The sequence below is a fragment of the Nocardioides turkmenicus genome (genome assembly GCF_011045035.1).
Taxonomy (GTDB): Bacteria; Actinomycetota; Actinomycetes; order Propionibacteriales; family Nocardioidaceae; genus Nocardioides; species Nocardioides turkmenicus.
Genome location: NZ_JAALAA010000018.1, coordinates 64107 through 82707, shown reverse-complemented (window position 1 = coordinate 82707; position 18601 = coordinate 64107). Strand labels below are relative to the sequence as shown.

General features: G+C 70.2%; 20 protein-coding genes. 7 read left to right on the top strand and 13 right to left on the bottom strand.

What is annotated here, in order from left to right:
- Positions 1–107 precede the first annotated feature (107 nt).
- Complete coding sequence (pepN, locus tag G5C66_RS19745; RefSeq protein WP_165112634.1) at positions 108–2561, bottom strand: aminopeptidase N; 2454 nt, start codon at positions 2559–2561, stop codon at positions 108–110.
- A gap of 37 nt (positions 2562–2598) precedes the next feature.
- On the opposite strand from pepN, the gene G5C66_RS19740 reads away from it, so the two are divergent.
- The gene (locus tag G5C66_RS19740; protein WP_165112633.1) at positions 2599–3036 is read left to right on the top strand and encodes an OsmC family protein; all 438 of its coding nucleotides are present in this window, start codon (positions 2599–2601) and stop codon (positions 3034–3036) included.
- Positions 3037–3046: 10 nt separating this feature from the next.
- Here the strand turns inward: G5C66_RS19740 and G5C66_RS19735 are convergent, their stop codons facing one another.
- Both G5C66_RS19735 and G5C66_RS19730 read right to left on the bottom strand, forming a co-directional pair.
- Complete coding sequence (locus G5C66_RS19735) at positions 3047–4108, bottom strand: S-adenosylmethionine:tRNA ribosyltransferase-isomerase (protein WP_165112632.1); 1062 nt, start codon at positions 4106–4108, stop codon at positions 3047–3049.
- The gene (locus G5C66_RS19730) at positions 4105–4800 is read right to left on the bottom strand and encodes an SDR family NAD(P)-dependent oxidoreductase (protein ID WP_165112631.1); all 696 of its coding nucleotides are present in this window, start codon (positions 4798–4800) and stop codon (positions 4105–4107) included. The genes G5C66_RS19735 and G5C66_RS19730 overlap by 4 nt, the downstream gene beginning before the upstream one ends.
- A 61-nt stretch (positions 4801–4861) precedes the next feature.
- Between G5C66_RS19730 and soxR the strand changes: the two genes are divergently transcribed.
- Positions 4862–5335 carry a redox-sensitive transcriptional activator SoxR gene (gene soxR / locus G5C66_RS19725; protein ID WP_206444328.1) on the top strand — a complete coding sequence of 158 codons (474 nt, stop codon included), beginning with the start codon at positions 4862–4864 and terminating at the stop codon, positions 5333–5335.
- A gap of 27 nt (positions 5336–5362) precedes the next feature.
- Here soxR and G5C66_RS19720 read toward each other — a convergent pair whose 3' ends face one another.
- On the bottom strand, positions 5363–6091 hold the full coding sequence (locus G5C66_RS19720) for a peptidylprolyl isomerase (RefSeq protein WP_165112629.1): 729 nt from the start codon (positions 6089–6091) through the stop codon (positions 5363–5365).
- A gap of 189 nt (positions 6092–6280) precedes the next feature.
- Between G5C66_RS19720 and G5C66_RS19715 the strand changes: the two genes are divergently transcribed.
- Positions 6281–6751, top strand: coding sequence for a GNAT family N-acetyltransferase (locus G5C66_RS19715; protein WP_338144244.1), 471 nt, complete (start codon positions 6281–6283; stop codon positions 6749–6751).
- Here G5C66_RS19715 and G5C66_RS19710 read toward each other — a convergent pair.
- The 5 genes from G5C66_RS19710 to G5C66_RS19690 form a co-directional block, all read right to left on the bottom strand.
- Positions 6706–7236: a DoxX family protein gene (locus G5C66_RS19710; protein ID WP_165112628.1), complete on the bottom strand. Its 531-nt coding sequence runs from the start codon at positions 7234–7236 to the stop codon at positions 6706–6708. The genes G5C66_RS19715 and G5C66_RS19710 overlap by 46 nt on opposite strands.
- Positions 7233–7424, bottom strand: a complete 192-nt coding sequence (locus tag G5C66_RS19705; protein ID WP_160023619.1) for a hypothetical protein — start codon at positions 7422–7424, stop codon at positions 7233–7235. Before G5C66_RS19705 ends, G5C66_RS19710 begins: the two co-directional genes overlap by 4 nt.
- 98 nt (positions 7425–7522) lie before the next feature.
- The gene (locus tag G5C66_RS19700; protein WP_165112627.1) at positions 7523–8647 is read right to left on the bottom strand and encodes an endonuclease/exonuclease/phosphatase family protein; all 1125 of its coding nucleotides are present in this window, start codon (positions 8645–8647) and stop codon (positions 7523–7525) included.
- Positions 8648–8656: 9 nt separating this feature from the next.
- Entirely contained in the window at positions 8657–9406 is a 750-nt protein-coding gene (locus G5C66_RS19695) for a VOC family protein (RefSeq protein WP_165112626.1), read from the bottom strand.
- 103 nt (positions 9407–9509) lie between these two features.
- A complete protein-coding gene (locus G5C66_RS19690; RefSeq protein ID WP_165112625.1) occupies positions 9510–9785 on the bottom strand; it encodes a Fe-S cluster assembly protein HesB in 276 nt (91 codons plus the stop codon).
- A gap of 209 nt (positions 9786–9994) precedes the next feature.
- Between G5C66_RS19690 and G5C66_RS19685 the strand changes: the two genes are divergently transcribed.
- Positions 9995–10429 (top strand): SPW repeat protein, encoded by a 435-nt coding sequence (locus G5C66_RS19685; RefSeq protein ID WP_008359591.1) that lies wholly within the window; start codon positions 9995–9997, stop codon positions 10427–10429.
- Positions 10430–10516: 87 nt separating this feature from the next.
- Here G5C66_RS19685 and G5C66_RS19680 read toward each other — a convergent pair whose 3' ends face one another.
- Positions 10517–10939 (bottom strand): PPOX class F420-dependent oxidoreductase, encoded by a 423-nt coding sequence (locus G5C66_RS19680; protein WP_165112624.1) that lies wholly within the window; start codon positions 10937–10939, stop codon positions 10517–10519.
- A 151-nt stretch (positions 10940–11090) separates the two neighbouring features.
- On the opposite strand from G5C66_RS19680, the gene G5C66_RS19675 reads away from it, so the two are divergent.
- The 3 genes from G5C66_RS19675 (at position 11091) to G5C66_RS19665 (ending at position 14056) form a co-directional block, all read left to right on the top strand.
- Positions 11091–12512: an alpha/beta hydrolase family protein gene (locus G5C66_RS19675; RefSeq protein ID WP_165112623.1), complete on the top strand. Its 1422-nt coding sequence runs from the start codon at positions 11091–11093 to the stop codon at positions 12510–12512.
- Positions 12513–12577: 65 nt separating this feature from the next.
- Positions 12578–13456 (top strand): LLM class F420-dependent oxidoreductase, encoded by an 879-nt coding sequence (locus G5C66_RS19670; RefSeq protein WP_165112622.1) that lies wholly within the window; start codon positions 12578–12580, stop codon positions 13454–13456.
- Between the two features lie 96 nt (positions 13457–13552).
- Entirely contained in the window at positions 13553–14056 is a 504-nt protein-coding gene (locus tag G5C66_RS19665; RefSeq protein WP_165112621.1) for a DUF5994 family protein, read from the top strand.
- Positions 14057–14083: 27 nt separating this feature from the next.
- On the opposite strand, the gene G5C66_RS19660 is transcribed toward G5C66_RS19665, so the two are convergent.
- The 3 genes from G5C66_RS19660 to G5C66_RS19650 are packed head-to-tail and all read right to left on the bottom strand — an operon-like array spanning position 14084 to position 18601.
- On the bottom strand, positions 14084–15703 hold the full coding sequence (locus G5C66_RS19660; RefSeq protein WP_206444326.1) for a carboxyl transferase domain-containing protein: 1620 nt from the start codon (positions 15701–15703) through the stop codon (positions 14084–14086).
- The gene (locus G5C66_RS19655; RefSeq protein WP_241248678.1) at positions 15594–17417 is read right to left on the bottom strand and encodes an alkyl/aryl-sulfatase; all 1824 of its coding nucleotides are present in this window, start codon (positions 17415–17417) and stop codon (positions 15594–15596) included. Before G5C66_RS19655 ends, G5C66_RS19660 begins: the two co-directional genes overlap by 110 nt.
- Positions 17417–18601, bottom strand: a complete 1185-nt coding sequence (locus tag G5C66_RS19650; RefSeq protein WP_165112619.1) for an acyl-CoA dehydrogenase family protein — start codon at positions 18599–18601, stop codon at positions 17417–17419. The genes G5C66_RS19655 and G5C66_RS19650 overlap by 1 nt, the downstream gene beginning before the upstream one ends.

The following is an 18601-nucleotide window of genomic DNA, read 5'->3' as shown; positions in this document are numbered from 1 at the left end:
GTCGCGGGTCGCAACGCGAGAAGGTCGAGCGAGCGCAGCGGGTGAGCTTGCGAACCCGCGAAGCGGGTCGAGACCCAGTAGTGTCCGAGGAGGCAGCGCGCGCTCCGTCAGCGGCGCGGGTAGGTGACCTTGACGGCCAGCTGCCGCTGCAGGTTGTCGGCGGCATCGGACACCCGCCGGCGTACGCCTGGGTCCAGATCCAGCTCGATGACCGCCCGCGCGGCAGCGAGGGTCTCCTCGGTCACCGACCCGCTGGGGAAGAACGCCTCCGCGGCCTCGGCCAGGCTCCAGCCCGAGCGCTTCTCCGAGGTGGCGGGAAGCTCGGTGAAGTAGCGCTCGACATAGTCGGCGGTGAGCTCCGCGGGGCCGGTCCAGAACGCCCGCCCGGCGGCGAGGATGTCGTAGTTGGGCAGGTCGGTCTCACCGGTGAACACCGACCAGCCGTACGCCTTCGCCTCCGCGTCGGGGATGCTGACCAGCGCGCCGTTGAGGTGGATGCGGGCATCGTTGGCCGGTTCGGCGTCGTAGGCCGCCTGCAGGTCCTCCCGAGACGCGAAGCCGTTCTCGGCGAGCTTGGCGAGGATGCGCCAGCGCAGGTCGAGGTCGGTCTCGATGCCGGCCGGGGGAGCGGCCAGCCACTCGCGCAGCAGCGTCTCGGAGGTCGCCGAGCGGATCGCCGCACGGTAGGCCGACAGCTGCAGCTCCGAGCCGGGTGCGACCTCCTCGAGCTTGCGCAGAGCCGCCTCGTGGAGCCGCTCACGAGCCCCGGAAGGTGCCAGCGGCACCACCGATCCGAAGAGCCATGGCATGGTGCGCCGCGGGCTGTCCTCGACGTCCTCGATCGGCAGCGACGCCTCGGCGATGTCGATGACGTCGGCGGGGTCGACCGCCGCGTTGAACCAGGCGCTGCGCAGGTTGTTCCACACCCCCGCGCGCAGACCGCCGTCGGTGATCGACGGCAGGGCACCCTTGAGCGCCTGGACCGTCTCCCAGTCGGGGATCGCCGCGGCCCAGGTGTCGTCGTACGGGTCGAGCACGACCGCGTTGGCGGCGACCTGGAGCGGCGTCTGGTCGCCGGTCACGGTGATGTCCTCGACGGTCCACTGGGTGCCGTTGAGGATCGCCGCACGGAAGGTGTGGGACCGGTTGGCGGGGTGCAGCGAGGGAGCGGTGCGGTTGACGACCATCTTGGCCGGGTCCCAGGAGAGCGTGTCCGGGCCGGCGGTGAGCAGCCACTGGGAGGTGAAGGTGTCGAGGTCGAACTCGACCCCCGCCTCGGCCGCGGCACGCGCCCAGGAGGCGAACAGGTCGTGCATCGTCGCGTTGCCGAACCGGTGCCGGGTGAAGTGGTCGATGGCGCCCGCGAAGAAGACGTCGTCGCCGAGGGCCGCGGCCAGCTGGCGCAGGATCGCGGATCCCTTGGAGTAGGAGATCCCGTCGAAGTTCTGCAGCGCGGAGACGGCGTCCTCGGCACCGTTGCCGGCGACCGAGTGGGTCGAGCCGCGCTGGTCGGCGGTCAGTCCCCACTGGCGGCGGGCGTAGGACATGTCGGCCCAGGCGTCGTCGTACGCGGTCACCTCGGCCGTCACCCGGTTGCCCATGTATTCGGCGAACGACTCGTTGAGCCACAGGTCGTCCCACCACTGCGGGGTGACGAGGTCGCCGAACCACTGGTGAGCCATCTCGTGGGCGACCGTGGTGGCGCGCTGGATCCGCATGCCGCGGGTCACCCGCGAGGTGAAGACGAGCGGGTCGCGGAAGGTCACGCAGCCCGGGTTCTCCATCGCGCCGGCGTTGAACTCAGGCACGAACGCCTGGTGGTAGTTGCCGAACGGGTAGCGGATGCCGAAGAGCCGGTGGAACTCGTCGAAGCACTGCTTGGTGAGGGTGAAGAGCTCCTCGGCGTCCTTGTCGAGGTCGGCGGCGATGCTCTGCCGCGAGCTCAGCGACAGCGGGATCCCGTCGTGCTCGTCGTGGATCATGTGCCACGGGCCGGCGACGAGCGTGACGAAGTACGTCGAGAGCGGCTGGCTCCGCTCGAACTCCCACTCGCCGGGCGACGTCTGCGTGCCCGGCGCGTTGCCGATCACCGTCCAGTCGCGAGGCGCGGTGACGTGGAAGGTGTAGGGCGCCTTCAGGTCGGGCTGGTCGAAGCAGGCGAAGATCGTGGGGGCGGCGTCCATGAAGCACATCCCGTAGACGTACGCCCGCCCGTCGGCCGGGTCGACGCTGCGGTGCAGCCCCTCGCCGTCGTTGCGGAACGGCATCGTCGCCTCGACGACGAGCTCGTTGGCGCCTTCCACCGTGGTGATCGGGAGGCGCCCCTTGGCGAGCGTGGCCGGGTCGACCGGGCTGCCGTTGAGGCTGATCCGCGCGACCGAGACCGGCTTCAGATCGACGAACGTCGGCCCGCCTTTCGAGGTGAACCGGATCGTCGTCACCGAGTGGAAGGTCTCCTCGTTGGAGGCCAGGTCGAGACGTACGTCGTAGTCCTCGATCTTCAGCAGACCGGCACGGGCGGTGGCCTCGTCACGGCGCAGGGGCAGGCTCTGGGTGCTCACGTCGCACAGGCTAACGGGCAGATGGCACTCTTACCCCATGACTTCTGATGCGGCAGACCAGCGCTCGGTATCTCTGGAGAAGATCGGCGAGCACCGCTTCCGTGCGACCAACGTGCGCGGCGGCACCGTGGTGATCGGCCACGGCGACGACCCCGACTTCACCCCGGTCGAGCTCCTCCTCGCCGCACTCGCCGGCTGCAGCGCCCTGGACGTCGACTTCATCACCGGCAAGCGCGCCCCGATGGAGACCTTCGAGGCCCTCGCCGCGGCCACCAAGATCCGCGACGAGCAGGGCAACCGCCTCGTCGACATCTCGGTCACCTTCGACATCACCTTCCCCGAGGGCGAGGCCGGCGACGCTGCCCGCACCGTCCTCCCGGACGCGATCAAGAAGTCCGAGACCCGGCTGTGCACCGTCGGCCGCACCGTCTCCGTCGGCACCCCCGTGAGCTACGGCGAGGGCGCCCTGTCCTGACCCTCGGCTCTCAGGGGAGCAGGAGGGCCGAGTCGCCGAACTCGTGCCACAGGTAGCCCTCGGCGACAGCCGCGTCGTAGGCCGCCTGGGTCAGCTCGGGACCGGCGACGGCCTCGACGAGCAGCAGATGGCTGGCCTGCGGGTCGTGCCACCCCGTGATCAGCCCGTTGACGACGTACGGCGGGTTGGCAGGTGTCACGACGCGGTCGGTCCACCCGCTGGCCGCCCTGACCGCGCCGGTCGCCGGGACGACCGCCGACTCCAGGGCCCGGGTGACCGTCGTGCCGGCCGCGACGATGCGGCCACCGGCGTACCTGGTCTGCTCCACCAGCCTGGCCGTGGTCTCGGAGACCTCGAACCACTCGGCGCCGGGTGCCTCGCCGGCCTCCTGGGAGGAGACGCCGGTGTGCAGGGTGACCGGTGCGATCTGGATGCCGCGGGTGACCAGCTCGGTGACCAGCGGATGGGTGAACGGGCGAGCCGCCGAGGGCATCTCGGCGCTCCCCGGGCGGTGCCCGAAGACGGTCTGGTAGGCGTCGAGCGGGTAGCGCCGGTCGAGGTAGCCGTACGCGATCGGCCGGCCGGACCGCGCCAGCTCGGCGTCCACGTCGCCGGTGACCTCCGCGCGCCACAGCCGGTTGCCCTCGCCGGTGGGGGAGGACGGACGGCCGTCCGGGTAGGGCTCGACCAGGGTCACCCGCAGGCCCGCGGTCACGACCACGTCGCCCTCGGCCGCGTCGAGCACGGACCGCGAGGCGTCCGGCGCGGAGCGGATCTCCACGGCCCAACCGGCGTCGAGGCGCTGGGCGAGATGGAGCACGACGCGCCCGCGCCCGACCATGTCGGCGTCGAGCTGACGTGCCTCGGTGACCGAGTCGTTGACCACGACCAGGTCGCCGGGGGAGAGGTGGTCGGCAATGTTGCGGAACCGGGCATGTCGGACGCCGTCCGGGGCTGCCACGAGCAGGCGTACGCCGTCGCGCTCGAGGCCGCGCCACTCCGCGGGTGCGGGGGCGGTGGTGTCGTCGGGGAAGGGGAACGTGGTGGTCGGCCGTTCGGCGAGCATGGTCATCGGGTTGCTCCTACTGCGAGGTCGGCGGCGCGGTAGCGCCCGGAGGGCTCGTCGCCGGTGAGCAGCGCGAGCAGGTGCGGAACGACCGATTCCGGGAGCGGGCGGTCGGAGATGTCCTCGCCGGGGAAGGCGGCCTGGTGCATGGCGGTGCGCATGTCGCCGGGGTCGACGGCGTACGCGCGGATGCCGTTCTCCTCGCCGAGGGTGAGGATCAGGTGGTCGAGCGCGGCCTTGCTGGCTGCGTACGTCCCCCAGGTCGGGTAGTGCTCGACGGCCGCGTCGCTGGAGATGCCGACGAGGGTGCCGCGTGAGGCGATCAGGTAGGGGAGGAGTCGCTGGGTGATCGCGAGCGGAGCGAGCAGGTTCGTCTCGAGCACATCCGAGAAGAGGCTCTCGGGGACCTCGGCCAGGGGAAGCATCGGGCCGAGCTCGCTGGCGTTGTGGACGAGCAGGTCGAGGCGCCCGTGCCGCGCGACGGCGGCCGCGATGGCGTCCTGATGGTCCCCGTCGCGTACGTCGCCGGCCAGCGTGGTCACCCGAGGGCTGGCCGGCAGGGCGGTGTGGAGGCGGTCGGCGTCGCGGGCGTCGGTGACGACGTTCCACCCCTTGTCGATGAGCGTCGTGGCCAGGGCGAGCCCCAGCCCGGCGGAGCCGCCGGTGACGACGGCTACTTCGTTGTGTGATCGGTTCATGCTCGCTAGCATTCAACCTAAAGTGAACTTGAGATCAAGGGCTGCGACAGAAAAGAGTGACATGGACACCCACGACCTGCTCACGATGGGCGAGGTGACCCGCCGCAGCGGCTATGCGGCCTCGGCGGTGCGCTACTACGAGAGCCAGGGCCTGATCCAGGCCCGGCGATCGGCCGGGGGACAGCGTACGTTCGAGCGCAGCGTCCTGCGCCGCCTCGCCTTCATCCGGGCGGCGGCCAACGTCGGGCTGTCGCTGGACGAGATCAAGGCCGAGCTCGACTGCCTGCCGGGGGACCGGACGCCCACCAAGGCCGACTGGGCCCGGATGTCGAAGCATTGGCGGCGCCGCCTCGAGGAGCAGATCCACGCCCTCGAGCGGCTGCGCGACAACCTCGACTCCTGCATCGGCTGCGGCTGTCTCTCGCTGCAACGATGCCGCATCTCCAACCCCAACGACGCCGCGGCCGCGCAGAGCGCCGGCGCCGCGTACCTCCCCAAGGTTCTGCGCCGCGACCCACCCCGCCGCCGAGCCTGACCCCCGGCCGGTCTCGGCGAGGAGTGATCAGCCGACGGTGATCGTCTCGAACTCGACGGGCGTCTTGGGCGCGCCGGTGCCGTCGGCACCGGCCTCGGCCACGCCTGCCTCGCCGACCTTCTGGAGGGTCTTGATGCCGGCCTCGTCGAGGGTGCCGAAGACGGTGTAGGCGGGCGGGAGCTGGGTGTCGCCGAAGACCATGAAGAACTGGCTGCCGCCGGAGTTGGGCTGGCCGGTGTTGGCCATCGCGAGGGTGCCGGCGGGGAAGGTGTCGCCGTCCTTGAACTCGTCGGGGATCGTGTAGCCCGGGCCGCCGGTGCCCTGGCCGGTCGGGTCGCCGCACTGCAGCAACGCGAAGCCGGGGTTGTTGCCGAGACGGTGGCAGCTGGTGCCGTCGTAGTAGTCCTGCGAGGCCAGCGAGAGGAACGAGTTGACGGTGCAGGGCGCCTTGTCGGCGTCGAGGGTGATCGCGAGCGGGCCGACGGAGGTGTTGATGGTAGCGGCGACCTTGCCGGTGTACTGCGCGGTCTTCTGCGGCTGGTCGACCTCCTTCGAGGCGCCCATCGGGTCCTCGGCGTAGTCGCACTCGGTCGATCCGGCCTTCACGATCGACTTCCAGTCGCTCGACTCGCTCGACTTCGGGCCCTTGCTCTCCTGCGCGGCGCCCGAGTCCCCGGAGTCGCCGGAGGAGCCACAGGCGGAGAGCGTCAGGAGCAGGGCAGCGGCGGCAGCGGCCGGAAGCGTACGAGTCAGCATGCCCAGATGCTAGGGGAGCCGCCCGAATCCTCCCGCGACCGACCCCGCCCGGCGATGCCGCCGGCATCCGCCACCAGCCTCGGAGCCGCGCACTATCGCACAGCCTGGTTGCCGACCGCGATACTGCACCAGCCGCACCGCACCGACCCGCCACGACAGGGGAGGGGCTTGCTCGGTTACCCTCCAGCCGTGCCACTGCTCTCCCTGCGCTTCGAGCTCGACGACCTGACCAGGCCCGAGGTGATCCGGATCCTCGAGGAGCATCTCGAGGACATGTACGCGGTGACGCCGGCCGAGTCGGTGCACGCGCTCGACCTCGAGGCGCTGAAGGTGCCCGAGATCGCGTTCTGGTCGGCCTGGGAGGGCTCGGAGCTCGTCGGCTGCGGCGCGTTGAAGTCGCTTGGTGAGGGCGACTACGAGCTCAAGTCGATGCGTACGACGGCCGCCGCCCGTGGCCGGGGCATCGCGACGGCGATGCTGCGCCACCTCATCGAGCAGGCCAGGTCACAGGGTGGCCGCCGGGTTCTCCTGGAGACCGGGACGGAGGCGTTCTACGAGCCCGCCCGGCGTCTCTACGCGGGCAACGGCTTCACCGAGCGCCCGCCGTTCGGCAGCTACGTGCTCGACCCCAACTCGGTCTTCTTCGAGCTCTCGCTGTAGTCCGCTTCGGGAGGGGTGCCCCGACGGAAGAGGAGATCGTCGAGAGCGAGCTTGGTGCGGCGCACCAGGATCAGGTAGACCGCGATCGCCAGCCAGCCCAGGTCGCGCAGCGTGTCGGCCAGGTAGGTGGGGTCGGCCGAGGCGCCGCCGCCACCGCCGAAGCAGCCGCACTCGATGTTGAGCCCGCGCGCCCACGCCGCGGTGATCCCGACGATGAAGGAGCACAGACCGAGCGCGGTCGCCACTGCCGCCGTCCGGGTGAACAGTCCGAGGATCAGCAGGGCGCCGAGCACGACCTCGGCGATCGGCATCGCGATGGCGTACGCCGGAGCGAGCTGCCACGGCAGCAGCTGGTAGCCCCGCACCGCCTGCTCGGTCATCGCCGGCTCGGGCAGCTTGGCCAGCCCGGCGGCGAGGAACACGAAGCCGAGGTAGACGCGGCCGGCGAGACCGATCCAGCCCAGCAGGTCTGCACGGGTCCTCATGAGAGCACCACCCAGGACGTGCGCAGCACCCCGAAGACGACGAAGGCGGCCACGACCGCGTAGCCGGCCCACAGCAGCGGCGCCGGGGAGACCTCGTCCCGGATCTCTCGTCGCACGAACCACACCCCGAGCGCCAGCACGGCCACGGAGACCGCGACCAGCCCGACGACGTACCACACCTCGTTCACCTCGCCAGCGTGCCACAGCCGAGGCCCGCAACCACCGCTCTCACGCCCGCCTTCAGCGCATCTTCAGGCTCGCAGGCGGACTTCTCAGGATCCGGCGGTCACAGGTCGGTGAAGTCGGCGTAGAGACACGCGTGATCGGAGGCCGCGTGCTGCTCTGCGGTCAGGGTCGGGAACAGGTCCCACGGGTCCTTGGTGCGCGGCCCGTGCCACACGCCCTTGCGGAAGACGCCACCGCCGGTCTGCTTCGCGCGCAGCGCGGGGGAGAGGAGCAGGTAGTCGATCTTGTCGTCCTCGTTGCCGGAACCGTACGTTCCGCGGCGGTGGTTCCAGTCCCAGTTCTCGTGCTCGCTGGCGTCGACGAGCCCATCGACGGAGAGCAGCGGCCTCAGTGACTCGCTGCCCGGGGAGTCGTTGAGGTCGCCGGCGATGCAGATGTGCTCGATGCCCTCCTCGAGCAGCCCGCGGTAGATCTCCGCGACCCGGGTGGCCTGCCGGCCGCGTCGCTTGGCGCCCAGCGGGTCGCCCTTCTCCGAGTAGCCCTTGGACTTGAAGTGGTTGGCCAGCACGACGATCCGCGCTCCACCCGGGGTGTCGAGGTGGTATTCGCAGCAGTCGCGGGAGAAGATCACGCCCTCCTCGTCGCGGTCGAAGATGTGGGTGCGGATCTGGGCGAGGCGGTAGCCGTCGCCGACCATCACGCCGACGTCGATGCCCCGCTCGTCGTTGCCCTCCACGACCATCACCTGCTCGTACGCCTCCGCCCCGACCTCCGGCAGCAGCGTCTGGGAGAACATGTGCAGCCCCGGCCGGTCGTCGGCCTCGACGACCACCGCCACCTCGGCGCGGAGCTCGGCGAACACGCGCGCGGTGTTCTCGGTGGCCACCTCGTCGACGGCCGCGGTCTTGAGCTCGATGAAACCGACCCAGTCGTTGCGACCCTTCGCGACCAGCTGCACGTCGCCCGACCGCGGCCGCTTCAGGAGCGCGCCGCGCATCTTCCGCAGTCGCGCGAACTCACCCTCGTCGCTCTTCAGCAGGCCGAGCTTCCCGAGGTTGTCGAGGATCTCCTGCTCGTTGCCCGCGTAGCTGGGCTGCGCCAGGAGCGTGGAGGCGCGGGAGTGGGCGGCCAAGACCGTACGCCGCGTCTTGGCGTCGGCGGCCTCGCTGTCCATGGCCTTCGGCCGCGCGAAGAGGTTCTCGACGTTGAACGAGGCGAGGCGCATGCCTCCAGGCTAGGCCACCTTCCCGGTCACCGGGTCGCGATCGGTGAGGCAGTAGACCTGCCCGTACGGAGCGCGCATCACCGTCCACCACTCGAAGACGCCGACCGTCTCGGCGCCGAGCGCCTCGTGCCGACAGGTCTCCGAGGCCCGGTGGGCGACGGCGAGGTCGGGATGTGCCCGGACCTCGCCGGTCTCCTCCTCGAGACGCTGCAGCAGGATCCGCAGCCCGCCGTGCGGGTCGGGGTCGGCGAGGCGTACGAACTCATGGGCCGTGGCCTTCTCCGGGGTCCGACCGGTGACCGCGGCCCAGAAGGCCACCTCCTCGTCCCAGCGGTCGCGGGGGATGTCGATGCAGATCTGGTCCACGACCCGCTCGGGCTCCGAGCGTGCGAAGCGCGGCGCGGACCCCTCGCCGATGGTGTGACAGAAGAGGAGCCCGCCGGGGGAGCGCATCACCGGCACACCGTCGTACGTCCAGGCCGGCTGCGCCCCCAACGAGGTCGACCGCTCGACGGCGGCCTCACGATCCGTGGCGTCGAGATCGATGTGGATCCTCGGCTCGCCGTCGCCGAGGGCCTGCATCTTCAGCCAGGGATCGCCGGTCTGCGGCACCAGGGTGAGGAACTGTCCGTCCTCGCCGCGAGGCGGCGAGATCGCCCATCCGGTGGCGGCCGACCAGAACCCGACCGCCTCCTCCCACCGCGGGCGCGGGACGTCGAGGAAGAGATGGAACCAGGCAGGTACGCCAGCGCTGCTCATGTCCGCCGACCCTACGCGTACGGCAAGGCATGTGCAGGCACACAAAGAGACACGCCGGGACACACCGCGAGCGCGGCGCGTCCCGGCGTGTCCGGGGTGGGGATCAGCCCTGCTGAGAGATCCCGAACTGTACGTTCCCGGAGGCGTCCATCCCGGCGTCGAGGATCTTGTCGTCGAGCTCGGCGGCGGCGCCCTGGTCGAGGAAGACCCGTGCGCCCTCCTGCTCGATGACCTGGTCCTGGGCCTCGGCCTCGGGGACCAGCGCGGCGCTCAACGCACCGTCGGGTTCTGCGTTGGAGGCGAGCCGGAGGCCGGCGCCCTGGGACTGCTCGGAGATCGAGCGGACGATCGTGGTGGCGTTCTCGGTCAGCTGAAGCATGTCGAGATCTTCCGTGGTTGGGTTCGGAGTACCCGCTCCACCATTCCTCACAGATCGGCCTCGTTCAAGCCCGAGGCTCCGCGGGGCCCGCAACCAGGCCGTTGGGAGCCGCGATTTCGGCGGGGTCAATCGGGGCCTCCCGGGCCTAGAATGTTGGCCGAGGACAGTCGTTCTTCCTTTGGCATTTGGGCTGAGGAGGTGAATTCAAAATGTCGTCTGAAAACCTGTCCATTCAGGAACACCCCGACATCGCGGCACTTCGGGACCGGTTCGATCTGACCGGCTCCTCCGCCACCGCTCAGGTGGTCGACGGGGTCACGATGTTGGCCGGCCTCTATCTGGCAGTCTCGCCGTGGATCGTGGGCTTCAACACCACGGCATCACCGCTGATGATGAGCAATCTGATCATCGGCCTGACGGTCGCTCTGCTGGCGCTCGGGTTCGCGTCGGCGTTCGGCCGCACACACGGTCTGGCCTGGACCGTTCCGCTCATGGGGGCATGGGCGATCGTCTCGCCGTGGCTCATGAACGGCGTCGACACGACCGGAGGGATGATCGCCTCCAACGTGATCGTTGGAGCCGTCATCATGCTGTGCGGGCTCGGCTCGTCCGGGTTCGGCACGTTCTTCAATCCGCGGAGGTAGCGTCCACGGAACCGTCCCGAATCGACCGGCCGAGCGAGGAGCGCTCGGCCGGCCTCAGGTGCCTCGGATGGGCTCCGTTGACCGCGCTCAGCCGATGTCCGCGCCGTACACCTTCGTGACGGCGATCGTGATGAGCACGCGGCGGTCCTTGACCATCACCTCGCGGTATTCGTCCCAGTCGGGGTGCTCTCCGGCGCCGCGGCGGTAGTAGTCGACGAGCGCGTCGACCTCCGGTCCGTTCGGATCGGTGCCGGGACCGGTGAGCGTGACGGTGCCCTCGGCGGTGGCCCAGGAGCGCCCACCCGGTCCGTCGACCTCGATCGCCGCCCGCGGGTCGCGGCGGAGGTTCTTCGTCTTCACCAGGCCCTCGCGGGTCGAGATCAGGACCTCGCCACGCTCGCGGTCGTAGAACTGCCACACCGGCGAGAGCTGCGGCAGCCCGTTCGCCTTGATCGTGGCCAGGATCGCATGTCGGGTCGTGGCGAGCAGGTCGTGCGGGTCGAACGTCATGGTGGAGCGCCTCCTCATCGGGCGTTGCCCATCTGGTCGTTGCCTTCTAGAAGGCAACCGGACGCGACTTCCTTCCCCGGTTCCAAATTCGGAGGTGCGTCCGCCTCGGGTGGGCTAGGTTGCCGAGAACCCGCACCGAAGGAGACCCCACATGCGTGCACTGATCGGCCGGATCCTGGTGGCGATGGGACTGATGTCCCTGCTCGTCGCCGCACCCGCCACCCCCGCGACCGCTGCCGAGGACGACATCCTCGACCGCCTCCTCGCCATCGACGGCGTCAGCCTGATCCAGGAGAAGCCCGTCACCGGCTACCGCTACTTCGTCCTGAGCATGACCCAGCCGGTCGACCACCGGCAGCCCGACGGCGAGACCTTCCAGCAGCGCTTCACCGTGCTCCACAAGGACACCGCCCGCCCGACCGTGTTCCACACCAGCGGCTACAACGTCTCGACCAACCCCGGCCGCAGCGAGCCGACCCGGATCGTGGACGGCAACCAGGTCTCGATGGAATACCGGTTCTTCACCCCGTCGCGGCCTGACCCGGCCGACTGGGACGACCTCGACATCTGGCAGGCGGCCAGCGACCAGCACCGCATCTTCAAGGCGCTCGAGCCGATCTACTCCGCCAACTGGCTCGCCACCGGCGGCTCCAAGGGCGGTATGACCGCGACCTACTTCGAGCGCTTCTACCCCCAGGACATGGACGGCATCGTCGCCTACGTCGCGCCGAACGACGTCGTCAACCGCGAGGACTCCGCCTACGACGACTTCTTCGCCACCGTCGGCACCGAGGACTGCCGCAACCGGCTCAACGGCGTCCAGCGGGAGGCACTCGTCCGCCGCGAGGCGCTGAAGGCGAAGTACGCCGACCTGGCGGCCGCCGAGGGCTACACCTTCGACACCGTGGGCAGCCTGGATGCTGCGTACGAGATGGTGGTGCTCGACTACGTCTGGGCCTTCTGGCAGTACGCCGGCACCTCCCAGTGCGCGAACATCCCGGCTGACGCGGCGACCGCCACCGACCAGGCGATCTGGGACTCGATCGACTACTACTCGGGCTTCAGCTTCTACACCGACCAGGGCCTGAGCCCCTACACGCCGTACTACTACCAGGCCGGCACCGAGCTGGGCGCGCCGACGATCGGCTTCCCGCACATCGAGGGCGAGCTGATCCGCTACGGCTACCAGCCGCCGCGCAGCTTCGTCCCGCGCGAGATCGACATGCGGTTCGACCCGTCGGCGATGCGTGACGTGGACTCGTGGGTGCGCAAGCACGCCCACCAGATGCTCTTCGTCTACGGCGAGGCCGACCCGTGGGGTGCCGAGCGCTTCCGCCCCGGATACTTCGCCGAGGACTCCTACGTCTTCACCGCCCCGGGCATGAACCACGGCGCCAACGTGGCCGGTCTGGTCGCCGACGAGCGTGAGCTAGCCACCGCCCGGATCCTGGAGTGGGCCGGTGTCGCGAGCGCCGCGGTCGAGGCCGACGCGGCGAAGGCGAAGCCGCTGGCTGCGTACGACGCGAAGCTCGACAAGCGCGACCTGCGCGAAGAGCGGCGGATGCGTCCGTGAACCGACGCTGAACTGAAGAAAAGGGCCTTGTCTTCGAGCGCGCTCGAAGCCCTAGCGTCTGAGGTATGGATCTTGGACTCCACTACTTCACCTTCACCCACCCCGAGTGGGAGAAGACGCTCGCCGACAAGCTGACCGAGACGGCCCGGATCGCTGACGAGGGTGGCGTCGACCTGCTCACCGTCATGGACCACTGGTTCCAGATGGAGCAGGCCGGCGGCCCCTTCGAGCCGATGCTCGAGGGCTACACCACGCTGGGCTACCTGGCCGGGATCACCGACAACGTACGTCTCAGCCTGCTCGTCACCGGAGTGACCTACCGCCACCCGGGGCTGCTCGCCAAGACCGTCACCACGCTCGACCGGCTCTCGGGCGGCCGTGCGCTGCTCGGGATCGGCGCCGCCTGGTACGAGCGCGAGCACCAGGGCCTCGGTGTGCCCTACCCGCCGACCGCCGAGCGGTTCGAGCGTCTGGAGGAGACCCTCGAGATCTGCCGCCAGATGTGGTCCGACAACGACGGCGCCTACGAGGGCAAGCACTACCGGCTCGCCGAGACGATCTCGCTGCCGCAACCGGTCAACGGCACGGTCCCGGTCCTGATCGGCGGCGGGGGAGAGAAGAAGACCCTCCGCCTGGTCGCCAAGTACGGCCAGGGCACCAACCTCTTCGGCGCGGCCGGCCCCGAGGCGGTCGCCACTGTCAAGCACAAGCTCGACGTGCTGCGCGGCCACTGCGACGACCTCGGCACCGACTACGACGCGATCGAGAAGACCATGCTCTTCCAGGGTCCCGCGGTCGAGGACCCGGACGCCTTCCTGACGTCCATGGAGGAATACGCCGCCCTTGGCATCACGCTCGTGGGGCTGATGCCGACGCCGTACGTCGACCCGGTGCCGTGGGCCACTGCTGCGGTCGACCTCGTGCCCCGGCTGCGGGAGATCTAGGCGGTTGGGTTCGACCCGACAGCGAGGTACACTTATGTTAACCAAGCTGTCGGTTTGGCTCGCCGAGCTCGCAGGGCAGCACGAAGGGTGGACGTCATGACGACGTCACCGATCCAAGAGCATCCGACCGCCGTTCGAGCCGAGCTTCGGATCCGACTCGACAACAGCTTTCAAGCGGGGCCGGTCGACGGCGCCTGGTGGCCGCAGTCGCGCGACCTCCAGACAGAGGCCGCCGATCTGGTCGACCACTTTCCCCACCGCATCGGCCGCATCTCGCGACTGTTGTTCTCCAGGCCCGACTGGGACTCGATCGTGGGCCAACCGAGCATCCGCAAGATCCGTGCTGCCCGTGGAATCGTCAAGGTCGGCTCGTTCCCGTCCGACGACACCCACATCATGATCTTGGCGATGGCGACCGGTGACCGGCTCCGCCTACTGGTGGTGCCTCACGACACCGCGCCCGAGCTCGCCGCGAGGATCATGGAGCAGGCCGCCGACGACCGAAACACCCACCGCCCGGCTCAGCTGTTGGGGCTCTCCGGGCCCGACCAGAGCCAGATCGGTGAGCAGATCTGGGACGACGACGGCGGGGCCTCGTAGCAGCGGGCAACCGCGGAGTGGTCATTGTCACGACCGACCGCCGGCCATGGCTCGACGCAGGGTCGCGGCCACGACCGCGCGGGTCTCGGCGGGGTCGATGACGTCGTCGATCTCGAACACCCGCGCGGCATTGAGCGCGCTGGCCTGCTTGCGGTACTCCTCGGTCAACGTGGCGACCCGCTCCTCGCGCTCCGCCTCGGGCATCGCGGCGAGCTCGGTGGCCATGGAGAGGCGTACGGCGCCCTCCAGGCCCATCGGGCCAAGGTGGGCGTCGGGCCAGGCGACGGTGAGCAGCGGGCGGTGGGTGCTCCCGCCGAGCATCGCCTGCGCGCCGAGCCCGTAGCCGCGGCGCAGGATCACCCCGACCATCGGGGTGGACAGCTGGGCGCCGGCGACGACCATCCGTGAGGCGTGCCGGACCAGACCGCCACGCTCGGCCTCGGGGCCGACCATGAACCCCGGGGTGTCGACGAGCGAGACCAGCGGGAGGCCCCATCGGTCGCAGAGCGCGAGGAACTCGGCGGCCTTGACCGAGGCGTCGCTGGTGAGCGCTCCGGCCAGGTGGGTCGACTGGTTGGCCACCACGCCGACCGCGATCCCGTCGATCCGCGCCAGCGCGGTGACCAGCTCGGGAGCGAACGCCTCACGCAGCCAGATGACCGAGTCGTGGTCGGCGAGCGTCTCGACGACGGGGCGTACGTCGAAGGCCTCCCGGTCGTTGTGGGGGAGGATCGTCCGCAGGGCGGCCTGGTCGACGGCCTCTCCGCTCTCCGCGCTCGGTTCGAGGCAGGAGAGGACGCTGCGTACGGCCTCGACGGCGGCCGCCTCGTCCTCGACCAGCACGTCGATGACACCGTTGGCGGCCTGGTCCTTCACCGGCCCGATCTCCTCGGGGGCGAACGTCCCTAGCCCACCGCCGGCGATCATCGCCGGGCCGGCCATGCCGAGGTTGGCGTCGGGCGTGGCGATGCGGAGGTCGGCGCAGCCGGCCAGGACGGCGTTGCCGGCGAAGCAGCGCCCGGAGACGACCGCGATCCGCGGCACGACCCCTTCGAGCTCGCCCCAGAGTGCGAACGAGCCGACGTCGAGCGCGGAGACCAGCGGGATGTCGGTGTCGCCGGGTCGACCACCGCCGCCCTCGGTGAAGAAGACGGTCGGCAGCCGCATCCGCCCGATGATCTCGATCAGCCGGTCCGACTTACGATGCCCGCGCATGCCCTGGGTGCCGGCCATCACCAGGTAGTCGTAGGACAGCACCGCGCACGGCTTCCCGCCGATGGAGGCGGTGCCGCCGATGATTCCGTCGGCGGGAGTCTCGACGACGAGCTCGGCCAGGCCGCGACGCTGCTCCTGGGCCGCGGTGATGAACCTCCCGTACTCGACGAACGAGCCGGATCGACCAGATCGGCGATGTTCTCCCGAGCCGTACGCCGCCCCTTGGCGTGCCAGCGGGCGACCTTGTCGGCCCGCGCCGCGTCGGTGGTCAGGAAGCGGCGGGCCTGCAGCTCGGTGAGCCCGGTCGCGGGTGTGTCGTCGGTCACGCGGACACGATAGGGAACGCCGGGTCGGGCGCCTCGAGCGCCCCCAGCAGCTGCTGGAGCACGCCGAGGTCGCCGGAGTGCTCGATCCCGTCGAGACTCCGTGCACCGAGCAGGCCGGCGAGCTGTGGTCGGGTGAGCGTCAGCGTCAGACCGGCAGCCGGGTCCGCGGCGCCGTCGCGGCGGTGCACGAGTACGCCATTGCGCAGCCGGGCATGCCACCAGCCGCCCTCAGGAGAGTCATCGTGATCCAGCAGGTGCCAGTCGATGCGCAGATCGAGGTCCCAGGCACGAGGGCCGTCGAGCCGGATGGCGAGGGAGTCGAGCAGCTGCGACACCGAGAGCGCGGCGAGCAGACCCCGACCGCCTCCGCGTGGCGGGACCTTCGGGCCGTCGAGGAGCTCGCGGGCACCAGTGAGATAGACGTTGCGCCAGGTGGAGTTCTCCGCGCCGTACCCCAGCCGGGTGTAGACCTCGGCCAGCAGTGTCCGCGCCGCGCTCACCGAGGGGTCGGCGAAGACCACGTGGTTGAGCAGAGTCGCGGCGAACCGCAGGTCGCCGGTCTCCCCGCTTGCGACGAGCGCCGTGGCCTGCTCCACGGCGGCATCCGCGCCACCGAGGAGCCGCACCCAGTGCTCGCCCTCCTCGGCCGGGGGCAGCTCCCACAGATGGGCCGGGTTGGCGTCGTACCAGCCCAGGTAGCGCTGGTAGATCCCCTTCACGTTGTGGCTCAGCGAGCCGTAGTAGCCGCGGGTGGAGGGCTGTGCGTCGAGCGCCGGTGGGAGGACGAGCTCCTCGGCGATCTCCTTCGGCCTCAGGCCACGGTTGATGAGACGCACGGTCTGGTCGTGCAGGTAGGCGTAGACGTCGCGCTGGCCGGCGAGGAAGGACTCGATCCGCTCCGCACCCCAGGTCGGCCAGTGATGGGTCGCGAACGCGACGTCGGAGCGCCCGGCGTACAGGTCGATCGCCTCGGTGAGGTAGCGCGCCCACAGCCGTGCGTCGCGCACCTCCGCGCCACGCAGGGTGATGATGTTGTGCAGGGAGTGGACGGCGTTCTCGGCCAGGAGCAGCGCCCGCCGGCCGGGTAGGTAGATGTTCATCTCCGCCGGGGCCTCGCTGCCCGGGGTCAGCTGGAACTCCATCTCGACGCCGTCGATCACGCGCGTCTCGCCGGTGCGGGTGATCGAGTCGGTGGGTGCGGCCGGCCCGATGGTGCCCGACGCGAGTCGTGGACCCAGACCGCAGCCGAGGTGTCCGTCCGGAGCGATGGGCAGCATGCTGCCGTACATGAAGGCTGAGCGCCGGTTCATCGCCGGGCCGACGTAGACGTTCTCCGAGACCGCGTGCTCCAGGAACCCCTCCGGCGCGAGCACGGGTACGTCACCGTCGCTCGCCGCGAGCACGGCGGCGATCCCGCCGAAGTGATCGGCGTGCGGATGGGTCAGCACCACCCCGGTCACCGGCCGCTCGCCACGGTGCTCGCGGTAGAGCCCCAGCGCGGCCGCCGCGGTCTCGGCGGTGGTGAGGGTGTCGATGACGACGATCCCGCGCTCGCCCTCCGCGATCGTGAGGTTGGCGAGGTCGAGGCCACGCACCTGGTAGATCCCGTCGGTGACCTCGAACAGACCCTGCAGCGAGGTGAGCCGGCTGTGTCGCCACAGCCCGGGGTGGGCGGTGTCCGGCGCGGGGTAGTCGAGGAAGGCGTCGGCGTCCGCGTCGAACACGACCGTGCCATCGGCCTTGGTCACGAGACCGGGCTCGAGCGCGGCGACGAAGCCGCGGTGGGCGTCAGCCCCCTCCTGGGTCAGCTGGTCGGTCATCATGCCCCCAGCGACTTCACGAGATCACGGATGACGCCGTTGCGCTGGATCTCCGAGGAGCCGGTCAGCACCCGGAACATCCGCAGCCGCCGCCAGATCACCTCGATCTCCGCGCCCCGGACCATCCCGGCCTTGCCGTGCAGCTGCAGTGCCGCATCGGCGATCTCGAAGGACCGCTCGGCCACGAACAGCTTGCACATGAACGACTCGATCCGCGGCCGCCTGCCGGCGTCCAGGTCGGCCAGCGCGTCGTAGGTCATCGACCTGGCGGCGTAGTAGTCGGTGGCCATGTCGGCGAGCCGGTGCTGGATCGCCTGCTTCTCCAGGAGCAGCCCGTCGAAGACGGTGCGGTTGGCGGCGTGGTCCAGCGCCAGCGCGAGCGCACGGCGGGCCGCGCCGAGCGCGGTCGGGCAGTGCAGCAGCCGGTTGGCGGTGACCCGGCCGAGCGCGATCCGCAGCCCTTGACCGATCTCACCCAGCAGGTTCTCCTGCGGCACGAAGCAGTCCTCGAGCACGATGTCGCTCTCGATGTTCTGGCCCGACAGCGGCAGGTCGCCGGGCAGCACCCGGCAGCCGGGGGAGTCGAGGTCGACGAAGAACGCGGCGTACGACTCCTCCTCGCCGGACATCCGAGCCACCAGGATCGCGAAGTCGGCGAAGGTGCCGCCGGTGCTGAACACCTTGTGCCCGCTGACCAGGAAGCCGCCCGGGGTCGGGGTGGCGGTGGTCCGCATCCGGCGTACGTCGGAGCCGGCGTCGTCCTCGGTCATCGAGAAGCAGCAGGCGCGCTCGCCGCGTACGACCGGCATCAGGTACTTCTCGATCTGGTGCTCGGTCGCGTGTTCGAAGATCGCTCCGACGCGGAGCGGTCCGCCCATGTCGCCGAGCACGCTGGTGGCGAGCTGGCGGCCGGAGGCGCCGATCTCCTCCTTGAGCGCGGCCAGCTCGGTGTAGCTCAGACCTTGGCCGCCGAGCGAGGTGGGTAGGTGGATGCCGTAGAAGCCGAGCTCGCGGCTGCGCTGCCACACCGGCTCCAGCATCGAGCGGTCCAGCGGCGTCTCCGGGGCCAGGCCGAGGCCGCGCTCGTAGTCGGCGAGCTCGCCGTCGAGGTAGTCGCGCAGCCGGGTGACCAGCTCGTCCAAGCGCGGGTTTTCGGGATAGCACGGGGTGAGGGAGAAGGTCAT